20 protein-coding genes and 1 riboswitch are annotated in these 20,578 nt (G+C 60.5%); of the genes, 19 read left to right on the top strand and 1 reads right to left on the bottom strand.

From position 1 onward, the window contains the following. Positions 1–32: 32 nt before the first annotated feature. The 17 genes from DWZ54_RS02965 (at position 33) to metK (ending at position 16,108) form a co-directional block, all read left to right on the top strand. Positions 33–1,361: a replication-associated recombination protein A gene (locus DWZ54_RS02965; RefSeq protein ID WP_233541600.1), complete on the top strand. Its 1,329-nt coding sequence runs from the start codon at positions 33–35 to the stop codon at positions 1,359–1,361. Between the two features lie 131 nt (positions 1,362–1,492). Continuing rightward, positions 1,493–1,945 (top strand): Rrf2 family transcriptional regulator, encoded by a 453-nt coding sequence (locus DWZ54_RS02960; protein ID WP_118014194.1) that lies wholly within the window; start codon positions 1,493–1,495, stop codon positions 1,943–1,945. Beyond that, positions 1,942–3,078, top strand: coding sequence for a cysteine desulfurase family protein (locus tag DWZ54_RS02955; RefSeq protein ID WP_118474431.1), 1,137 nt, complete (start codon positions 1,942–1,944; stop codon positions 3,076–3,078). Before DWZ54_RS02960 ends, DWZ54_RS02955 begins: the two co-directional genes overlap by 4 nt. 132 nt (positions 3,079–3,210) lie before the next feature. Continuing rightward, positions 3,211–4,119, top strand: a complete 909-nt coding sequence (locus tag DWZ54_RS02950; RefSeq protein WP_118474430.1) for a helix-turn-helix domain-containing protein — start codon at positions 3,211–3,213, stop codon at positions 4,117–4,119. Further along, the gene (locus DWZ54_RS02945) at positions 4,119–5,993 is read left to right on the top strand and encodes a YgiQ family radical SAM protein (RefSeq protein WP_118474429.1); all 1,875 of its coding nucleotides are present in this window, start codon (positions 4,119–4,121) and stop codon (positions 5,991–5,993) included. The genes DWZ54_RS02950 and DWZ54_RS02945 overlap by 1 nt, the downstream gene beginning before the upstream one ends. Beyond that, positions 5,990–6,481: a transcriptional regulator NrdR gene (nrdR, locus tag DWZ54_RS02940; protein ID WP_118014186.1), complete on the top strand. Its 492-nt coding sequence runs from the start codon at positions 5,990–5,992 to the stop codon at positions 6,479–6,481. Before DWZ54_RS02945 ends, nrdR begins: the two co-directional genes overlap by 4 nt. Before the next feature lie 47 nt (positions 6,482–6,528). Next, positions 6,529–8,253: a TIGR03960 family B12-binding radical SAM protein gene (locus tag DWZ54_RS02935; protein ID WP_118474428.1), complete on the top strand. Its 1,725-nt coding sequence runs from the start codon at positions 6,529–6,531 to the stop codon at positions 8,251–8,253. A gap of 81 nt (positions 8,254–8,334) precedes the next feature. Then, entirely contained in the window at positions 8,335–9,162 is an 828-nt protein-coding gene (gene pgeF / locus DWZ54_RS02930) for a peptidoglycan editing factor PgeF (protein WP_118474427.1), read from the top strand. 50 nt (positions 9,163–9,212) lie between these two features. Then, positions 9,213–9,905, top strand: a complete 693-nt coding sequence (locus tag DWZ54_RS02925) for a YggS family pyridoxal phosphate-dependent enzyme (RefSeq protein ID WP_118474426.1) — start codon at positions 9,213–9,215, stop codon at positions 9,903–9,905. Positions 9,906–9,919: 14 nt separating this feature from the next. Further along, complete coding sequence (locus DWZ54_RS02920; protein WP_118014178.1) at positions 9,920–10,414, top strand: cell division protein SepF; 495 nt, start codon at positions 9,920–9,922, stop codon at positions 10,412–10,414. Positions 10,415–10,477: 63 nt separating this feature from the next. Beyond that, on the top strand, positions 10,478–11,278 hold the full coding sequence (proC, locus tag DWZ54_RS02915; protein WP_118474425.1) for a pyrroline-5-carboxylate reductase: 801 nt from the start codon (positions 10,478–10,480) through the stop codon (positions 11,276–11,278). 3 nt (positions 11,279–11,281) lie between these two features. Next, entirely contained in the window at positions 11,282–12,076 is a 795-nt protein-coding gene (locus DWZ54_RS02910; RefSeq protein ID WP_118474424.1) for an RNA-binding protein, read from the top strand. A 21-nt stretch (positions 12,077–12,097) separates the two neighbouring features. Then, positions 12,098–12,655 carry a DivIVA domain-containing protein gene (locus DWZ54_RS02905; protein WP_118474423.1) on the top strand — a complete coding sequence of 186 codons (558 nt, stop codon included), beginning with the start codon at positions 12,098–12,100 and terminating at the stop codon, positions 12,653–12,655. A 10-nt stretch (positions 12,656–12,665) separates the two neighbouring features. Beyond that, positions 12,666–13,100 carry a signal peptidase II gene (lspA, locus tag DWZ54_RS02900; RefSeq protein ID WP_118474422.1) on the top strand — a complete coding sequence of 145 codons (435 nt, stop codon included), beginning with the start codon at positions 12,666–12,668 and terminating at the stop codon, positions 13,098–13,100. Between the two features lie 21 nt (positions 13,101–13,121). Next, positions 13,122–14,048, top strand: coding sequence for an RluA family pseudouridine synthase (locus tag DWZ54_RS02895; protein WP_118474421.1), 927 nt, complete (start codon positions 13,122–13,124; stop codon positions 14,046–14,048). Between the two features lie 43 nt (positions 14,049–14,091). Beyond that, positions 14,092–14,646: a bifunctional pyr operon transcriptional regulator/uracil phosphoribosyltransferase PyrR gene (pyrR, locus tag DWZ54_RS02890; protein ID WP_118014166.1), complete on the top strand. Its 555-nt coding sequence runs from the start codon at positions 14,092–14,094 to the stop codon at positions 14,644–14,646. Between the two features lie 78 nt (positions 14,647–14,724). Next, positions 14,725–14,830, top strand: a riboswitch (SAM riboswitch). A 102-nt stretch (positions 14,831–14,932) separates the two neighbouring features. Then, positions 14,933–16,108, top strand: coding sequence for a methionine adenosyltransferase (metK, locus tag DWZ54_RS02885; protein ID WP_118474479.1), 1,176 nt, complete (start codon positions 14,933–14,935; stop codon positions 16,106–16,108). Between the two features lie 288 nt (positions 16,109–16,396). Here the strand turns inward: metK and gltS are convergent, their stop codons facing one another. Next, positions 16,397–17,650, bottom strand: a complete 1,254-nt coding sequence (gene gltS, locus DWZ54_RS02880) for a sodium/glutamate symporter (RefSeq protein ID WP_118474420.1) — start codon at positions 17,648–17,650, stop codon at positions 16,397–16,399. Between the two features lie 307 nt (positions 17,651–17,957). Here gltS and typA point away from each other — a divergent pair, with 307 nt between their 5' ends. Both typA and DWZ54_RS02870 read left to right on the top strand, forming a co-directional pair. Further along, positions 17,958–19,775, top strand: a complete 1,818-nt coding sequence (gene typA / locus DWZ54_RS02875; RefSeq protein ID WP_118014162.1) for a translational GTPase TypA — start codon at positions 17,958–17,960, stop codon at positions 19,773–19,775. 187 nt (positions 19,776–19,962) lie between these two features. Beyond that, a complete protein-coding gene (locus DWZ54_RS02870) occupies positions 19,963–20,526 on the top strand; it encodes a cell division protein SepF (RefSeq protein ID WP_233541597.1) in 564 nt (187 codons plus the stop codon). Positions 20,527–20,578 lie beyond the last annotated feature (52 nt).

Below are 20,578 nucleotides of genomic sequence, written 5' to 3'. Positions count from 1 at the left end.
CGGCAGCCGAGGATGCCCCCCATGATGCCGCCATGCAGGAGTCGCCTGCCGGCGGTGCGCTGCATGCGTTCGAGCCACTCGCGCAGCGCATGCGGCCGCGGACGTTCGCGGAGTTCATCGGCCAGCAGGAGGCCGTGGGCGCGGGGCATTTCCTGCGCCGCATGATCGAGCGTGACCAGATCCCGTCGTTGATCTTTTACGGACCACCGGGCACGGGCAAGACGACGCTCGCGCAGATGATTGCACAGATGACGCACAGCGCGTTCAAGAAGCTCAATGCCGTCTCGGCGGGCATCGCCGATATCCGCAAGATCGTCAAGGAAGCCGAGGAAGCCCGGCGCTATTATCAGCGCCGCACGATCGTCTTCATCGACGAAATCCACCGCTTCAACAAGAGCCAGCAGGATGTCCTGCTGCCGTACGTGGAGGACGGGCGGCTCGTGCTCATCGGCGCGACGACGGAGAACCCGTTCTTCGAGGTCAACCATGCGCTCTTGTCGCGCGTGCGCATCGTGCGGCTGCGGCCCCTGACGGACGGGCAGCTGCTCGCCATCTTGAAGCGCGCGCTTGGCGATGCGGAGCGCGGGCTCGGCAGCCGCAGCATCACGGCCGATGAAGGCGTCCTGCCGGCAATCGCTCAGCTCGCAAACGGCGACGCCCGCATGGCGCTCAATGTGCTCGAGGGTGCGGCCGCCATGCTGCCGCCGGCGGGCGGCAAACTCACGATGGAACTGCTCGACGAGATCACGGGCGAGCGCGTGCAGCGCTATGACAAGACGGGCGACAACCATTACGATACGGTTTCAGCCTTCATCAAGAGCATGCGCGGCAGCGATCCCGATGCGGCGCTCCACTATCTCGCGCGCATGCTTGCAGCCGGCGAGGATACGAATTTCATCGCGCGGCGCGTCGCCATCTGCGCAGCGGAGGATGTGGGCAATGCCGACCCGATGGCGCTCGTCGTCGCGATGTCGGCCGTGCAGGCTGTGCAGTTTGTCGGCATGCCCGAGGCCAGGATCCCCCTGGCACAGGCCGTGACGTACATCGCCTCGGCGCCGAAATCGAACGCCGCGTATCTCGGCATCGATGCGGCGCTTGCCGACGTGCGCGGCCGCAACTGCGGCAGCGTGCCCGTGCATCTGCGCGATTCTCACTACAAAGGGGCCGAGACGCTCGGCCATGGCAGGGGCTACATCTATCCGCACGATTTCCCGGGCCATTTCAAGCGGCAGTCCTATCTTCCGGAGGCCATGCGCCATGCGCATTATTACGAGCCGACGGAGAACGGCGAGGAGAAGCGCCTGCGCGATTACCTCAGGAAATGCTGGCCCGAGCGTTTCCATGAGGATGAGAATACCTGACGGAACAGGACAGATGTCTTTTGACAGGGCGGTGCATTTCTGCTATATTGTCTATAGCATTTAAATCCGAGGAAATTACTCGGAATTCGATTCATATATTCTGTTTATGATTGTTCAATGAGGTATCCGAGATGAAGATATCGACCAAGGGAAGATACAGTGTGACGGCGCTCTATGAGCTTGCGCTCCATTACGGGGAAGGCGCCGTATGCCTGAAGAACATCGCCAGGAGTCAAGGGCTTTCTGAGAATTATCTCGAGCAGCTCATGGTACCGCTGCGCCGTGCCGGCATCGTCAAGAGCGTGCGCGGCGCGCAGGGCGGCTACATGCTCGCGAAGAGTCCGGCTGAGATTACGATTGGGGAGATCATCACGACGGTCGAGGGGCCCATCGCGCTCGTCGACTGCCTGCTGACGAGTGCTGAATCGTCCGAGCAGCCCTGCGACAGGGCCTGCGACTGCGTGACGCGCGGCGTCTGGGAGAAAGTCTGTGACAGCATCAGCAGCGTGCTCAACAACATCACGCTCTATGATCTCTGCAATGACAAAGACCATATCTCGCAGAAAGTGGGGTGTGCGCGGTGAAGCCTGTCTATCTCGATTATGCGGCGACGACGCCGGTGGATGAGCGCGTCGTCGCTGCCATGCTGCCGTATTTCACGCAGCACTTCGGCAATCCGTCGAGCCTCTATTCGTTCGGCCGCGAGGCGCGCCGGGCCGTGGCCGTGGCGCGCCGCCAGGTGGCATCCCTGCTCGGAGCCTCGCCGGAGGAAATCTTCTTCACGAGCGGCGGCAGCGAGAGCGACAACTGGCTCATCAAGGGTGTGGCGGCAGCCTGCGGGCACGGTCATATCGTGACGACGGCCGTCGAGCATCACGCCGTCCTGCGGGCCTGCGAGGCTCTGCCGAAGGACCGCTTTGCCGTGACGTATCTGTCCGTCGATGACAAGGGCCGCGTCGCCCCCGAGGATGTGGAGGCGGCGCTGCGCCCCGATACGATCCTCGTCAGCGTCATGATGGCGAACAATGAGGTCGGGACCGTTGAGCCCATCGCATCCATCGGCGCCATCTGCCGCCAACGCGGCGTGCCCTTCCACACGGATGCCGTGCAGGCGGCGGGGCATCTTCCCATCGATGTGGAGAAGCTAAACGTCGATGCGCTTTCGCTCTCCGGTCACAAGCTCTACGGCCCGAAGGGCACGGGCGCGCTCTACATGAGGCGCGGCCTTGCCGTAAAGCCGCTGATCTGTGGCGGTGAACAGGAGCGTTCGCAGCGGGCCGGCACGGAGAATGTGCCGGGCATCGTCGGCCTCGGACAGGCTGCCGAGCTCGCGCGGGAGGAGATGGCGGTGGAGACAAAGCGACTGCTCGCGCTGCGCGCCACTCTTTGGCAGCAGGTGCAGGCGATACCGGGCATGACGCTCAACGGTGACGCGGAGCATCGCCTGCCGGGCAACCTTAACCTCGCCATTTCCGGCATCGACCAGGAAACGCTGCTCATAAAGCTCGATCTCATGGGCTTTGCCGTCTCGGCGGGCAGCGCCTGCAGCGCGGGTTCGCTTGAGCCCTCGCACGTGCTGCTGGCCATGGGGCAGTCGCCGGATGAGGCGCGGACGGCCCTGCGCGTCACGCTCGGGCGCTTCACGACGGAGGCGGAGGTTACGGCGTTCGCGGCAGCGCTTCGTCAGGCTGTGGCAGAAATCCGTCATGCATCATGAAAATTTTACGTGGCACTTGCGCAAGTGAGTGCCTTTTTTGTGCATTTGGCAAATCATTTGCAAATACTATGATTTCATGTATAATAAATTGGGATGGCTCTATGCAAGGGCTGATTTCAAGGAGGTAATGGAATGGTCGGCGATAAACTGCGCGCAGAGCGCGAAAAGCAGAATCTTACGGTCAAGGATATCGAGAAGGGTACGAGTATCCGGGCTTTATATATTGAATGCATTGAGAAAGGGGATTACGAGCAGCTGCCGGGCGAGGTCTACACGAAGGGCTTCATCCGCAACTATGCCAACTACCTGAAGCTCAATGCGACGGAACTCGTGCATGAGTTCGTGGCGGAGCGTCATCCGGAGAAGGCCGCGGCTGCTCCGGTCGCGCAGGCAGCGAAAGTCAAGGCGGCACCGGCCGCCCCGCAGAAGGAGCAGGCATCGAAGGCCCGCGAGACGGCAGCGGCTGCTGCACAGCCTGCAGCAGCCGAGGAGAAAAAGGCGCCGGCTGAGACGAAAGCTGCGCCGGCACCTGCCGCCGCACCGCGGAAAGCACCGCAGCGTCCGGCAGCACCTGCACGCCAGGAGCATAAGGCGCGCAAGGCAGCCCCTGTACAGCGCTCGTTTTCTGCGCCTTCCTCGGACTCGAACCGCGGCAAGTTCATCATCCTCGCGGTCGTGCTCGTCGTCGTGGTCGGCGTGGCGGCATATCTCTTGGGATCTTCGTCCTCCGAGACGCCGGCACCGGCTCCGCAGCAGGCGCAGCAGCAACAGGCGGCCGAGCCGCAGAAGACGTATGACGGCGTCGAAGTCACGGGCAAGTTCAGCGACGACTGCTGGATCGAGGTCAAGGCCGACGGCAAGGTTGTCTACGAGGGCACGCTCAAGAAGGGCGACTCGATGGATTGGAAGGGCCAGGAGAACGTGACGGTCCGCGCCGGCAACGCCGGTGCCGTCGAATTCACGGTCAATGGCAAGGAGCTTGGCAAGGCTGGCAAGGAAGGCCAGGTCGCCAATAAGACGTTCACGAAGGATGCAAACTGATGAATGGCTTTTTACCGATTTCACGCCGCGACATGAACGAGCGCGGCTGGGAGCAGCTTGACTTTGTCTTCATCTCGGGTGATGCCTATGTCGATCACCCGAGCTTTGGTCCGGCCATCATCTGCCGTCTCCTCGAGAAACATGGGTATAAGGTTGGTATCATTCCCCAGCCAGACTGGCATTCCACCAAGGACTTCGACCGCCTGGGAAAGCCGCGGCTGGGGTTCCTTGTTTCCGCGGGCAATATGGATTCGCTGCTCAACAAGTTCACGGCGGCCAAGAAAGTCCGCCATCAGGATGCGTATTCGCCGGGCGGCCGCGCCGGCTACCGGCCGGAGCGCGCGACAATCGTCTACTGCAACCGCCTGCGTGAGCTTTATCCCGACGTACCCATCGTCATCGGCGGCATCGAGGCGAGCCTCAGGCGGCTCGCGCATTACGATTACTGGACGAATGCGCTGCGCCGCTCGATTCTCGTCGACAGCCAGGCGGACCTTTTGATCTACGGCATGGGCGAGCGCGCCATCCTCGAGATCGCGGCCAATCTGCAGCAGGGGGTCGCAGTCGAAAACATCCAGGACGTCAAGGGCACGTGCTACCGCGTGCCGAGCAAGGATTACGCCTGGGATTATCTCGAGCTGCCCTCGTTTGCGGAGGTCTGCCGCGACAAGCTGAAGTTCGCCGAGGCCTTCAAGCTCGAATACCTCGAGCAGGACCCGATTCGCGGACGCCGCCTCCTGCAGCAGAATGACGAGTGGTGCGTCGTGCAGAATGCGCCGGCGCTGCCGCTTGGCGAAGAGCAGATGGATGAGGTCTACGGCCTGCCGTACATGCGGACCTGGCATCCCATCTACGACAAGATGGGCGGCGTGCCGGCCATCCAGGAAGTGCAGTTCAGTCTCGTCTCGCAGCGCGGCTGCTTCGGTGGCTGCAATTTCTGCGCCATCATCTCGCATGAGGGGCGCATCATCCAGCGGCGCAGCCATGCGTCGCTCATACGTGAGGCGAAGATCCTGACAAAGATGAAAGGCTTCAAGGGCTACATCCACGATGTTGGCGGCCCGACAGCCAATTTCCGCCGCACGTCCTGCGACGGTCAGCTGAAGCGCGGCACCTGCCGCGGCAAGCCATGTCTCTCGCCGGTGCCGTGCCGGCAGCTCGTCGCCGATCATTCGGATTACATCAAGCTCTTGCGTGAGCTCCGGAGTCTGCCGGGCGTCAAGAAAGTTTTCGTGCGCTCGGGCATTCGTTTCGATTATCTGCTGCTCGCCAAGGATGATTTCCTGCGCGAGCTCTGCGAGCATCACATCAGCGGCCAGCTCAAGATTGCGCCTGAGCACATCTCGGACCGCGTGACGGAGCTCATGGGCAAGTCGAACCGCGAGGTCTACCTGCGCTTTGTCGAGAAGTTCCGCCGCATGAACGAGAAGCTCGGCAAGAAACAATATCTCGTGCCGTATTTCATGTCGAGCCATCCGGGCTCGGAGCTCAGCGATGCCATCGAGCTCGCGGAGTTCATCCGCGACATGGGTTATCATCCGCAGCAGGTGCAGGATTTCATCCCGACGCCGGGCACGCTCTCGACCTGCATGTACTACACGGGGATTCATCCGCTGACGGGTGAAAAGGTCTACACGGCCAAGTCATACGAAGAGAAGAAGATGCAGCGGGCGCTCATGCAGTACTGGCTGCCGAAGAATCACGATATCGTCCGCAAGGCCCTGCACATGGCCCATCGCGAGGACCTCATCGGCTTCGGCCCAAAATGCCTCGTGCGGCCGCGCGAGCAGGACAGGCAGGAGCATCCGGGCCGTTCGCGACGCCAGCATAAACAGGGAAAACAAGGGAAACAGGAAAAGAAGGTGCAGCCATGAGATGTCCATATTGCAAGCAGGCCGACAGCCGGGTGGTGGATTCCCGCGCGACAGAAGACGGTACGACCATCCGCCGGCGAAGGGAATGCAATGGCTGCGGCCGCCGCTTCACGACGTATGAGGTTGTGGAGAAGATGCCGCTGATGGTCGTCAAGCACGACGGGCGCCGCGAGGTATTCAAGCGCGACAAGATCCTCAACGGCATCATCCGCTCCTGTGACAAGCGCGATATCTCGATGGAGCGCATCATCGCCCTCGTCAATGAGATCGAGCGCGACATCCGCAACACGATGGACCAGGAGATTTCCTCGCAGGAAATCGGCAATCTCGTCATGGAGAAGCTCAAGGATTTTGACGACGTGGCCTACATCCGCTTCGCGTCGGTCTACCGCAAGTTCGCGGATATCTCGAGTTTCCTCGAGGAGCTGCGCGACCTGCAGGCCCGCAAGGAACAGAAGGATCCGGCAGAGAAGCCGGAGGGAAAATAAGAGTAAGGACAGGAACGCATAAAGCGCATACGTGGAGGAATTTGCGATTGGATTGGGAATTGAAGAAGGGGCTGCAGAAACAGCTCGAGGAGGAACGCGGCTATTACCGGTATCCGGCGGGAACGCGGACGAGGACGGCTCTCGTCTATCCGAATTCCTACTTTGTCGGCATGTCGAACCTCGGGTTCCACATCATTTATGACCTCTTGAACAAGCGGCCCGATGTGGCCTGTGAACGCGCCTTCCTGCCGGACCGGCAGGACCTCGCGCGCTACGAGAACACGCGCACGCCTGTCATGACGCTGGAAAATCAGACGCCGCTTTACGAATTCCCGCTGATTGCGTTCGCCGTATCCTTTGAGATGGATTACTTCAACATCCTCAAACTGCTGGAACTCGGGCGCGTCAAGGCGCGTGCCTCTGAGCGCGGCGAGCGCGACCCCATCCTGATTGCCGGCGGCCCGTGCCCGACGTTCAATCCCGAGCCGCTCTCCGCCATCTTTGATGCCTTCATCATCGGCGAGGGCGAGGTCATTATGCCCGCCTTCATGGATGCGTACCAGGAAGCAAAGCGCGAGGGCCTGACGCGCACGGAAACGCTGCAGAAGCTCGCACGTGTGCCGGGCGTTTACGTGCCGTCGCTCTACGAGCACCGCTATGCAGAAGACGGCACGCTCGTGTCCATCGAGCCGCTGCCGGGTGCGCCCGCCGCTGTCTCACGCCAGTGGGTCAGGGACCTCGATGCCTGGCCGGCGCATACCATCGTCGTGACGGACAATACGGAATTCAATTTCTACCTCATCGAAACGGCGCGCGGCTGCGGCCGCCACTGCCGCTTCTGCATGGCCGGCTACTGCTTCCGCAAGCCCCGGAACCGGTCCTTGCCAGTCATCGAGGCGGAGGTGCAGGAGGCGCTTAAATACCGCAAGCGCATCGGCCTCATGGGGGCGGCAATCTCAGACTATCCCGAGATCAACGCGCTTTGCAAGGACATCCTCGGCGAGGGGCTCTCGATGTCGGTGGCCTCGTTCCGCGCCGATTCCGTCACGAAGGAGCTCGTCGATTCGCTCGCCGAGAGCGGCCTCAAGACGCTGACGATGGCGCCCGAGGCCGGCAGCGTGCGCATGCGTGCCGTCATCAACAAGGGCATCGAGGAACACCATCTGTTCACATCGATGGATCTCGGGCTGGCGGCGGGCATCCGGAATTTCCGCCTCTACATCATGGTCGGCCTGCCGTTTGAGGAGGAGGAGGATATCGATGCCATCATCGATATGACGAACCGCCTCAAGGACTATATGGAGGAAAAGGGCAGCAAGGGTACGCTGACGCTTTCGGTCAATCCCTTCATCCCGAAGCCGTTCACGCCATTCCAGTGGGAGCCAATGGCCGACCGCCGTGTCGTCGAGAAGCGCCTCAAGCGCCTCGAGAAGACCCTGCGCAGGCGCAAGCATATCATCGTCAACATCGAGTCGCCGAAGGAAGCCTATATCCAGGGCGTGCTCTCGCGCGGCGACCGCCGTGTCGCCGAGGCCCTGATGCGCGCGCACGAGCTGGGCGGCAGCAAGGCGTTCAAGCGCGCGCTCAAGGAATGTTCGCTTGACCCGGCATTCTATCTCTACCGCCGCCGCCCGGAGGACGAGCTCTTCCCCTGGGAGCGGCTCGATATGGGGTTCGAGAAAGCGTATCTCTACAAGGAATTGCAGCGCTCGCAGCGTCTCGAGCCGACAATCCCGTGCTTCGAGGGCTGCCACCGCTGCGGCGTCTGCTGAGACGCCCCGGCCGATTTTGCTGATTGTGCCGATTTTATCGTATCCGGGCCTGGCCCGCAGAAAGCAGAAAGAGGGGTTTCGATGAGTTTCGAGTTAAAACAGATCGCTTCGGGTATCTGGAGCGGTTCCTTTTCTTCGTTTCCGTCAGAGGTGGCCGCACACGGCCTGTCGGGCCGTCTGGGCGGTGTGAGCAAGGCGCCCTGCGATTCGCTCGACCTTGCGCTGCATGTCGGCGATGAGCCGGAGGCTGTCATCGTGAACCGCCGGCGCTATCTCACGGCGCTCGGCCTCGACGCCGCGCGTCTCGTGACGCCGGAGCAGGTTCACGGCGAGGCCATCGCGCGCGTGACGGCGCGTGATGCCGGCCGCGGCGCACTCTCTTATGACGATGCCATCGCGGCGACCGACGCACTGATCACAGACGAAGAGGATCTGCCGCTTCTGCTCTGTTTTGCCGACTGCACGCCCATCCTCTTTCTCGATCCTGTGCGCCGGGCCGTGGGCATCGCCCATGGCGGCTGGAAGGGCACTGTGCGCCGCATCGCCGCCAAGACCGTCTGGCGCATGCAGGACGAGTTCGGCAGCCGCGTGGAGGACATCCTCGTCGGCATCGGCCCGTCCATCGGACCCTGCTGCTACGAGGTGGGCGCGGAGGTCGCTGAGCAGTTCCGCGCGGCCTTTCCGGGGCACGAGCGCGAGCTCTTCACAGAGCCGCAGCCGGGGCACACGCATCTGAGCCTCTGGGCGGCGAATACCCTTCAACTCGAGGAGGCGGGCATTCCGCGCGAGCATATCGACTGTGCCTCTGTCTGCACAGCCTGCAATCACGCCATCTTCTATTCCTACCGTGCCGACGGCGGCAGGACGGGGCGCATGGCAGCCGTCATCGCGCTGAAGAAGCAATCGTAAATCATCATATATCGTACAAGTGAGATCATCTGGGGAATGGGGGATTATTCATGATCGCAGAACGACTCCATCAGGTAGAAGCAGAAATCAGTGCCGCCATGGCGCGGCGCACGCGCGTGCCGAAGAATGCGCCCGTGAAGCTCGTGGCCGTCACGAAGAACCATGACGTCGCCGCGATGCGCGAGGCCATCGATGCCGGCGTCACGGATATCGGCGAGAACCGCATCCAGGAAGCCAAGAGCAAATTCGATGTCCTTGAGCGCGACGTCATGTGGCATCTCATCGGCCATTTGCAGACGAACAAGGCCAGACAGGCGGTCAAGTATTTCAGCCTCATCCATTCGGTCGATTCGGAGCATCTGGCAAGGGCGCTCGACCATGAGGCCGGCAAGCTTGGCAAGCTGCAGGATGTGCTCGTGCAGGTCAACCTCGCGAAGGAAGCGAGCAAGTCCGGTGTCTACAAGGAAGATCTGCGGCCACTGCTCGACCTCGTCGATGAACTGCCGAATCTGCGGCTGCGCGGCCTCATGTGCATCGCGCCGAATTACGAGAACGTCGAGGACTGCCGTCCCCTGTTCCATGAAATGTATGAAATTTTCCAGCAGGTAAAGGAAATTCCCTTCAAGACCGCGAATATATCATATTTATCAATGGGCATGACCCATGATTACACCATCGCCGTCGAAGAAGGAGCCAATATCGTCCGGGTCGGCACAGCCATCTTCGGCCCGCGTCAGTACTAGAGGAGTGTTTACGCATGAATGTCATCGATAAGATTTGTGGCAAGTTTGGGCTTTCGGATCCGGAAGATGAAAACCTGGACCTTGAGGAGGAAGACATGGATCAGGATCAGAAAAAGCGCCCTTACGATAAGGAGGAACCCGGCGCCCGTCAGGAACGCCGCGAGGAGGCGAGTAATGTGGTCAATCTCCATTCCGGTGCTTCGGTACGCGAGAATGTCGTGGCGGCCAAGATGAAGGTCATCATCATCGAGCCGAAGACCTTTGACGATGCCCAGCAGGTCGCCAACAACTTGCGCGAGCGCAAGCCGGTCGTCATCAATTTCGAACATACGGACGCTGAATCCGCGAAGCGCATCATCGACTTCATCAGCGGCACGACGTATGCGCTCAACGGTGAGATCAAGAAGGTCGGTCATAACGTCTTCCTCTGTGCGCCGAGCAATGTCAATGTGACGTATACGGAAGAGGAACGCAAGGTTTCAGCCGAGATGCCCTGGCTCAAGAAGTAAGCCGGAGCCGGTCTTTTGATTCTTTTTTGTTATCCAGCACAGACGCAGAAAGGGGATTTTCCGATGGGGAAGGTTGGCTTTATCGGCGGCGGCGCGATGGCAGAGGCTATCGTCGCTGCCATCACGCAGGGTACGGTGGACCGCGAGGATATCTACGTTTCCGACCACAAGGCGAAGCGCTGTGAGGAACTCGCGGAACACTACGGCATCCACACGAGTGTCGGCGCCGACGGCTTTGCCGGGGCCGTTGATGTGCTCGTGCTGGCCATCAAGCCGCAGGCTGCGGCCAAGGCCATGGAGGAAGTGAAGGGCAGGGTCCGCAAGGATGCGATCATCCTTTCGATTGTTGCCGGCCTGACGCTTTCGGTCCTCGAGAAGGCTTTTCCGGAGCAGCCCGTCGTGCGCGTCATGCCGAATACGCCGCTGGCCGTCGGTGCCGGCATGTCGGCCTTTGCCTGCGGCACACATGCGGACCGTCAGGCGGCAGCTGTCGTGCAGGAGCTCCTCGCGTCAGCCGGCCGGGCCGTCGAAGTATCCGAAGCGGCCATGGATGCTGTCACGGGGCTTTCGGGCAGCGGCCCTGCCTATGCATTCCTGATGATCGACGCGCTCGCCGACGGCGGCGTGGCGGCGGGGCTCAAGCGTCCGGCGGCCATTGAGCTCGCGGCGCAGACGCTCCTGGGCGCCGCGAAGATGGTCCTCGAGACGGGCAGGCACCCCGATGTGCTGCGCGACCAGGTGACGAGCCCTGCGGGCACGACCATCGCAGGCGTCCGGGTCATGGAGCAGCGCGGTGTGCGCGGTGCCCTCATCGACGCCGTGCTCGCCGCGACGGAGAAATCAAAGGAGTTAGGAAAGAAATAATCTATGGCAAGTGAACAGAAAGAAAAACTCATTCGTTTCTATAAGGGCACGGAAGGCGAAGAAGCCGTCATCAAGCTCACGGACCTTGCCGAAACCGTGCAGCGCACGCAGAAGTTCCGCATCAGCGGCTTTTTGGATCCGTTTTGCCAGGAAATCGCCGAGACGGTCGCGGCCAATTACGGCAATCTGCGTGTCGACTTTGACGGTGGCTACCCGGGCGCTGAGCGCGCCCGCGCCATGTACGTCCACGAGGACTTCCAGGGAAAGCCTGCAGGCTTTGACATCGCCTGCATCAAGGCGAGTTGGAACGGACAGTTCGCACGCCTGAGCCACCGCGACGTGCTCGGCGCCCTCATGGGGCTCGGCATTGAGCGCGACCGCCTCGGGGATCTCCTCGTGACGGCGGATTCCGTGCGCATCCTCTGCGATACGAAGATGGCGTCATACCTCTTGCAGAATCTCACGAAGATCGGCGCTGTCGGCGTCACCTGCGAAGAGGCAAACCTTGCGGACATCGCGCCGCGCGAGGAACGCTGCAAGGAGATTCGCGCGACCGTGGCCTCGCTGCGCATCGATTCGATTGCGGCCTCGGGCTTCGGCTCCTCGCGCAGCCGCGCCGCAGCCGATATCGCGGCCGACAAGGTGAAGCTCAACTGGCAGCATGTCAAGAGCGCATCGCAGACGGTCAAGGAAGGGGATATCATCTCCATGCGCGGCCGCGGCCGCCTCGAAGTCGCGGAAGTCCGCGGCCAGACGAAGAAGGGGCGCACGGTCGTCGTGCTCAAGCGTTATATTTAAGAGAGATAGGGGATCTTAGCATTGCTTACACCACTGGATATTCACAACAAAGAATTCAAACGCAGCTTCCGCGGCTATGACGAGGATGAGATCGATGATTTCCTCGACCAGGTCGTCAACGATTACGAGAAGCTGTTCCGCGAGAACGACAAGCTCAAGGAAGAGCTCGCGCGTGCTCAGCAGGACAACGCCCAGTACCAGAAGCTCGAGAAGAACCTCAAGGATACGCTGCTCGTCGCACAGAAGACGGCAGAAGAAGTCACGACCACGGCCAAGCAGAACGCGCAGGAGCTGCGCGACAACACGGCCAAGGAGTGCCAGAACATGCGCCGCGAGGCCGAGCTCGCCGCCCGCCAGATGACGGCGGATGCCGAGCAGAAGGTCCGCGATGCCCAGGCTGCTTACGAGCGCCTGACGGGGGAGCGCAGTGCCTTTCTTTGCCGCGTGAAGGCTGCGCTCGAGTCGGAGCTCGCCGTGCTCGAGGATGCCATGAACCATGCGCCGGCGGAAACGGCCGCGCAGGCAGCAGCACCGGCCGCTGATGAACAGGCTGCGGCAGCGCCTGTACAGGAAGGATAAGCGACACCAGATGGCTCTCGTATTGTTTTTCCTGATCCTCGTCGCAGATCAGCTGACGAAATTCATCGTGGATGCGGTTTTCCTGCCTGGCGAAAGCGTGCCGGTCCTGGGCTCCGTCTTCCACCTGACGTATGTGCTGAATCCCGGCGCGGCCTTTGGCCTCCTCGAGCATGCGCGCTGGTTCTTCATTCTGGCTGCCATGGCTCTCATGGTCGCCTTCTTTTGCTGCCGTGACCGGCTGCGCCGTCAGGACGCCTTTTTCTATTACGGCTGCGTGGCGCTGCTTGCCGGCGCCGTGGGCAATCTCATCGACCGCATCCGGCTCGGCGTGGTCATCGATTTCTTCGATTTCCGCATCTGGCCGGTGTTCAACGTCGCCGATGTGGCCATCGTCCTTGGCGTGGCCAGCATGATTTACGCGATTATATTTCGCATGAAAGACTAAAAAGAAACGGATGGGTGATATATGGCGGAGGAAAGCAAACAGTATACGGCTGACAAGGAGGGCGAACGTCTCGATGTGTTTCTGACCCGCATGGAGCCGGAGCTCTCGCGCGCGCACATCCAGAAACTCGTCGCGGCCGGCAAGGCCGAGGTGAGCGGCAGGGCGCGCAAATCCAATTACAAGCTGCAGGCAGGGGAAATGGTCTCGCTCACGATTCCTGCAGCACAGCCCGTCGCCATCCTGCCGGAAGATATCCCGCTCGATGTCCTCTACGAGGATGCCGACATCATCGTCGTCAACAAGCCGCGCGGCATGGTCGTGCATCCGGCGACAGGCGTCTATTCGGGCACGCTCGTCAACGCACTCCTGTTCCACTGCCACGACCTCTCGGGCATCAACGGCGAGATTCGGCCGGGCATCGTTCACCGGCTCGACAAGGACACGTCGGGCGTCATGGTGGCGGCGAAGAACGATGCGGCGCATATCGACCTTGCGGAACAGATCCGCACGAAGACGGCGCACCGCATCTACAACGCCATCGTCTGCGGCAATATCCGCGAGGAGGCTGGCATCATCAAGGGTGACATCGGCCGCCATCCGACGGACCGCAAGAAAATGGCCATCGTCCACGAGCACGGCAAGCCTGCCGTGACGCATTTCCGCGTGCTTGAGCGCTTCGGCGACTACACGCTCGTCGAATGCCGCCTCGAGACGGGGCGCACGCATCAGATCCGCGTGCACATGGCGAGCATCGGGCATCCCGTGCTCGGCGACCCCAAGTACGGTCCGCGCAAAGCCTGCCCGTTTGCCATCGAGGGGCAGGCGCTGCACTCCCTGAGCCTCTCGCTCACGCATCCCGTGACGCGCGAGCGCATGACCTTCACGGCTCCGCTGCCCGAGGATATGGCGAACATTCTCAAGGTCCTGCGGGCAAAGTATAAGCGCTGAAGATTTGGTGTGACCAACTGTTTTGTAGTCTGGAGGGATTTCTATGCCAGTACTGACCGATAAGACCGTTTTGATGGATTCCGAGGGGATCCGTCGTGCCCTGACGCGCATCTCCCATGAGATCGTCGAGAAGAACAAGGGCGTGGAGAACCTCGTCATCGTCGGCATCCGCACGCGCGGCGTCCCCATTGCTGAGCGCATCGCCGCAGCCATCGGGCGCATCGAGGGCAAGCGTCCGCCCGTCGGCGTCCTCGACATCACACTCTACCGCGACGATCTCTCGACGCTCTCGTATCAGCCAATTGTGCACCCGACGCAGCTGCCCGTCGACATTACGGGCAAGACCATCGTCCTCGTCGACGACGTGCTTTACACGGGCCGCACGATCCGCGCAGCACTTGACGCGCTCATTGACATGGGCCGTCCGAAGACCATCCAGCTGGCCGTGCTCATTGACCGCGGCCATCGCGAGCTGCCAATCCGCGCGGACTTTGTGGGCAAGAACGTGCCGACGTCCTCGAAGGAGGTCGTCAGCGTCCAGCTCAGCGCGACGGACAAGGCCGAAAAGGTCGTCATCCGCGAATTCCGCGACGAATGAAAAAATGAACTGTGTTCATTTTTCTACTTGACACCATTTCGCCGATACGTTATGATGGTAACAACAAAGCAGAATAAGAACTCATCCAGAGCAGCAGAGGGACTGGCCCGATGAAGCTGCGGCAACCATTGACGCGGTCAAAACGGTGCCAATTCCTTTAGGTTTCATGCCTATAAGATGAGAGTACGCAAAGGCTCTCTTTTATAGAGAGCCTTTTTTCTGCCTGTCTGTCCAGTATACAAACCAAACAACCATCAAGGGGGTTTATGAATTGAGCAAGAAACGCATGTTATTCACTTCCGAGTCGGTCACGGAAGGTCATCCGGACAAGATGGCCGACCAGATTTCCGACAGCATCCTCGACGCCATCCTCGAGAAGGACCCGAATGGCCGCGTGGCCTGTGAGACGCTCGTGACGACGGGCCAGGTCCACGTCGTTGGCGAGATTTCGACGAAATGCTACGTCGACATCCCGAAGATCATCCGCGAGACGGTGCGTGAGATCGGCTACACGCGCGCCAAGTACGGCTTTGACGCCGAGACTTGCGGCATCCTCGTCTCGCTGGACGAGCAGTCCCCGGATATCGCGCAGGGCGTCAACCAGGCGCTCGAGGCACGTGAAGGCGACATGGATATCGAGGACGCCATCGGCGCCGGCGACCAGGGCATGATGTTCGGCTATGCGACGAATGAGACGCCGGAGTACATGCCGCTGCCGATCGCACTCGCACACCGCCTCGCACGCCGCCTCGCCGAAGTCCGCAAGGATGGCACGCTGCCGTATCTGCGCCCGGATGGCAAGACCCAGGTCACGATCCTCTACGAGGACAACAAGCCGGTGGCTGTCGATACCATTGTCATCTCGACGCAGCACGATGAGGATGTCTCGCTCGAGCAGATCCGCAAGGACCTCATCGAGCATGTCATCAAGGCCGTTGTTCCTGCTGAGCTGCTGCGCGACGACACGCGGATCTTTGTCAACCCGACGGGCAAGTTCGTCATCGGCGGCCCGCAGGGCGACTCGGGACTCACGGGCCGCAAGATCATCGTCGATACCTATGGCGGCTGGGCCCGTCACGGTGGCGGCGCCTTCTCGGGCAAGGACCCCACGAAGGTCGACCGCAGCGCCGCTTATGCCGCCCGCTACGTCGCAAAGAACATCGTCGCCGCCGGCCTCGCCGACCGCTGCGAGATTCAGCTGGCCTATGCCATCGGCGTCGCACACCCGGTATCCGTCATGGTGGATACGTTCGGCACGAACAAGGTCGATGAAGAGAAGATCGAAGCGCTCGTCAACAAGCATTTCGACCTGCGCCCGGCCGGCATCATCAAGATGCTCGACCTGCGCCGCCCCATCTACAAGCAGACGGCAGCCTATGGCCACTTCGGCCGCACGGACGTCGACCTGCCCTGGGAGCACACGGACAAAGCCGCCATCCTGCGCCAGGAAGCCGGTCTCTGAGCATTGCATCCATAAAGAAAAAGGCCTGAACCACAGGCCTTGTAAAAAACGGTCCGCTGACCTAAGCTGTCAGCGGACCGTTTTTTGATTTCCGAAACATGGAGTTCTTTCACCGCTCGCGCGGTCTCCCTTCTTCAGGGATGCTCCGCATCCTACACTTTGCGCCCACGCAGGGAAGACTTGAGGCGTCCCCTTGGGGGAAGCTGGCGGCGGAGCCGTCTGAAGGGGAGGCTGCTCGCCAGGACAGAGGTGCTCGATGTAAACGGACGTTCCTTGCGGTCCTGCGGCTCAGGCCAGCAGGTTGATGAGGACGGTCAGGATTGAGGAATTGACGAAATCCACGATGAGGGCACCGACGAGCGGGATGACGAAGAACGCGGTGGGGGCGGGGCCGAAGCGCTCGACCATGACAGACATGTTGGCGATGGCGTTCGGTGTGGCGCCGAGGCCGAAGCCGCAGGTACCGGCGGCCATGACGGCGGCTTCGTAGTTGTGTCCCATGACGCGGAACAGTACGAAATTCGTGAAGAGGGCGATGAAGATGACCTGGCTCAGCAGCATGACGATCATCGGGATGGCAAGGTCGGTGAGCTGCCAGAGCTTGAGGCTCATGAGCGCACAGGACAGGAAAATCGTGAGGCCGAGGTTGCCTAGCACTTCGCTTTCGCGCTGGTAGACCTTGTAGCTGTGCGTGTAGTCGGCGACGTTGCGGATGATGGCGGCGACGAGCATGGAGCCGATGTAGCCTGGGAAGACGAGGCCGACGCTGACGAAGAGCTGGCTGACGACGGTGCCGAGGCCCATGGCCAGCAGCAGGTGGGCGAGTGCATTCATGAAGCGCAGGTTGTTGATGCTCTGCCCCGCACGCTTCTCTTCCTCAATGGTCTGCTTCTCCTTGCGGGCGGCCTGTTCGAGCTTGTGGATTTCCTCGGTGCTGTTGGCGGGGTCAAGGCGCTCTTCATTAGCGGAGCTTGCCAACGTGAACTTGCGCACGAGGCGTTCACCCGTCGGCCCGCCGAGCAGGCTGCCGCCGACGAGGCCGAACGTTGCAGCGGCAAAGGCAATCGTCGTCGCATTGTCGAGTCCGACGCCCTCGAGCACGGGACCGAAGGAGCCCGAGGTGCCGTGGCCGCCGACCATTGGAATGGAACCAGTTGCAAGGCCCATCAGCGGATTGAGGCCGAAGAGATGCGAGAAGAAAATGCCGATGAGGTTCTGGCAGACGATGAGGAGAGCTGTCAGAACCGCCATCTTGGCGACGAGCATGCCGCCCTTCTTGATCAGGCTGATGCTTGCCGTATAGCCGATGCTCGTGAAGAAAAGCATCATGCAGACATTCTGCATGATCGTATCCTGCTCGTACGTCCAGATGCCGTTGACATAGAGGATGTCGTTGAGGATGGCGAAGAGAATGCCGCCGACGACAGGCGCCGGAATGCAGTATTTGCGCAGAAAGGGGACTTTGAGGCGCAGGAGGACGCCGACGTAATAAACCGCGGTCGCTGCGGCAAGTGTCTGGTAGATGTTTAAACTTACATTCATGGCTTACAACTTCCTTTACTTCGTGGAATCGCGTGTGTAAAACTGTAACACGTGTACTATCATACCAAAAATTAATTGGAGATACAACAATTTTGTTATAGTTTTGTTGAAAAATATTCTTTTTTTCAGGGGCGTGCGGCCGGAGCGGCTCCGGTGGAACGCTGTGCAGGAAGATAGGGCAAGAAGTATTGCATTACCCTTCGAAAGTATGTATAATAGTTAAGTATTGATTTGATTTTCAGTTTGTAAGTAAGGATACGGTGCGTATCCCTTTTCTTTTATAGGAGGCAGATTACACAGAATGAGTATGATGACAAATGATAAGCTCAGGAACATCGCAATTATCGCCCACGTCGACCATGGCAAGACGACGCTGGTCGATGCGATGCTGAAGCAGAGCCATGTATTCCGCTCCAACGAGCAGGTTGCCGAGCGCGTCATGGATTCCGGTGATATCGAGCGTGAGCGCGGCATCACGATCCTGTCGAAGAACACGGCTATCATGTACAATGGCATCAAAATCAACATCGTCGACACCCCGGGCCATGCCGATTTCGGCGGCGAGGTTGAGCGTGTCCTCAACATGGTCGACGGCGTCCTCTTGCTCGTCGATGCGTTTGAGGGCCCGATGCCGCAGACGAAGTACGTCCTGCGCAAGGCACTCGAGCAGAAGCTCAAGCCGATTGTCGTCATCAACAAGATCGATAAGCCGAACCAGCGCGTAGACGACGTCTATGACGAAGTCCTCGAGCTCTTCATGGAACTCGATGCTGATGATGATCAGCTGGACTTCCCGGTCATCTATGCGACGGCCCGCGATGGTATCGCGAAGTACAGCATGGATGATGACAGCACGAACCTCGAGCCGCTGATGGAGACAATCGTCAAGGAAATCCCGGCTCCGCACGGCGATCCGGAAGGCCCGCTGCAGATGATGGTCACGACGCTCGAGTCCGATTCCTTCGTCGGCCGCGTCGCTGTCGGCCGCATCAGCCGCGGCACGGCCCGCACGAACCAGAACGTCGTGCTCATTAACGGTGACCAGGAAATCCGCGCGAAGATCGGCAAGGTCTTCGTTTACCAGGGCATGCAGCGCATTGAGGTTCCTTCGGCCAGCATGGGCGAGATCGTCGCACTGACGGGCCTCGGCGATGTCAGCATCGGCTACACGGTCGCTGACGCTGAGAATCCGGAGGCACTGCCGGCCATCCGCATCGATGAGCCGACGCTCTCCATGACGTTCGGCGTCAACACGAGCCCGTTTGCCGGTCGCGAGGGCCAGTTCGTCACGAGCCGCCATCTGCGTGACCGCCTGTTCAAGGAAGTCGAGACGAACGTCGCCATGAAGGTCGAGGAGACGGATTCTCCGGATGTCTTCAAGGTTTCGGGCCGCGGCGAGCTGCATCTGTCCATCCTCATCGAGGAGATGCGCCGCGAGGGCTACGAGCTGCAGGTCGGCAAACCGGAAGTCGTCTACAAGACGATCAACGGCCAGCTCTGCGAGCCGATCGAGAACCTGACGGTTGAAGTGCCGCAGGAGTACATGGGTGCTGTCATGGAAGGCCTCGGCACGCGCAAGGCTGAGCTCACGAACATGACGGAGACGGCCGGCTACATGCGCCTCGAGTTCACGATCCCGGCACGCGGCCTCATCGGTTTCCGTTCCGAGCTCCTGACGAGCACGAAGGGCAATGGCATCATGAACCACGTCTTCCACGGCTATGCTCCGTACAAGGGCGACATCCCGGGCCGTACGCGCGGTTCCCTCGTGGCGTTCGAGCAGGGTGAGACGACGGGCTACGGCATCTACACGCTGCAGGATCGCGGCACGATGTTCATCTCCCCGGGCCAGCAGGTCTACGAGGGCATGATCGTCGGCGAGAACTCCCGCGAGAACGATATCGATATCAACCCGTGCAAGAAGAAGAACGTATCCAACATGCGCACGTCCGCTTCGGATGAGGCCATTCGCCTCACGCCGCCGCGCATCCTGTCGCTCGAGCAGGCTATCGAGTACATCAACAGCGATGAGCTCGTCGAGGTCACGCCGCAGAACATCCGTCTGCGCAAGGCCATCCTCGACCGCACGGTCCGCGGCCGCGCAGCCAAGAACGCACGCAAGTAAGACGTTACGCTGCTTGTTTTTTGTAAAAAATCCTGCTGGATGTGAATTCCAGCAGGATTTTTGCATTTTTTGACGAAATGTGGTATCATGTCGATAGTTAAATGTAAATTTACACCGTATGTCGGTATCAGCAAGACGTCGAGATGATTGGATTTCAGCTTGGAAGGACGAGATGAGTATGAGCGGTATGGAGAAAGTGAAAGGCAAACTCACGGGCCTCATGGATATGATTCTGCCATGGGAAGAGGAAGAAGTCGAAGAAGAAGAGGTCCTCGAGACGAAGTCTCAGCAGGAACAGCGCAAGGCCGGCCAGCAGAAGGCTGCGGCGCAGGCATCTTCCGTGAGAACGGCAGAAGAGTACAAGGTTTCGGGTGGCAGCTCCATTTTCGTTGCACCGGCTGAAGAACGCCGCACGACGGCCGCTCCGTCCTACCGCGAGCCGTCTCATGCGACGACGCGCCGCCAGTTCACGGTCCATACGACCAAGGTCGCCGAACTGCGCGTCAAGATCTACGTGCCTGAGGATTTCGACCTCGTGACGTCGATTGCCGATGACCTCAAGGCCGGCAAGGCTGCTGTTGTCAACTACGAGAGTGTCGCTGCCGAGGAGCAGCGCCGCATCTGCGATTTTGTCAATGGTGCCTGCTACGTGGTCAACGGCTGCGCAAAGCGCATTTCCGAGCAGATTGTCCTCTACGCACCGGAAGGTGTCGATGTGGCGGAAGCGATGCCGGCAGCCCTCACGGACTGAGGTCCCGGTGTCCGCTCATTTGTTGAAGGTTCTCAGCCTGTCCCAAGGTGGG

It is taken from the genome of Mitsuokella sp. AF33-22 (genome assembly GCF_003475755.1).
Taxonomy (GTDB): domain Bacteria; phylum Bacillota; class Negativicutes; order Selenomonadales; family Selenomonadaceae; genus Mitsuokella.
The sequence above is the reverse complement of the archived record's forward strand: the minus strand, read 5'-3'. Positions and strand labels throughout refer to the sequence as shown.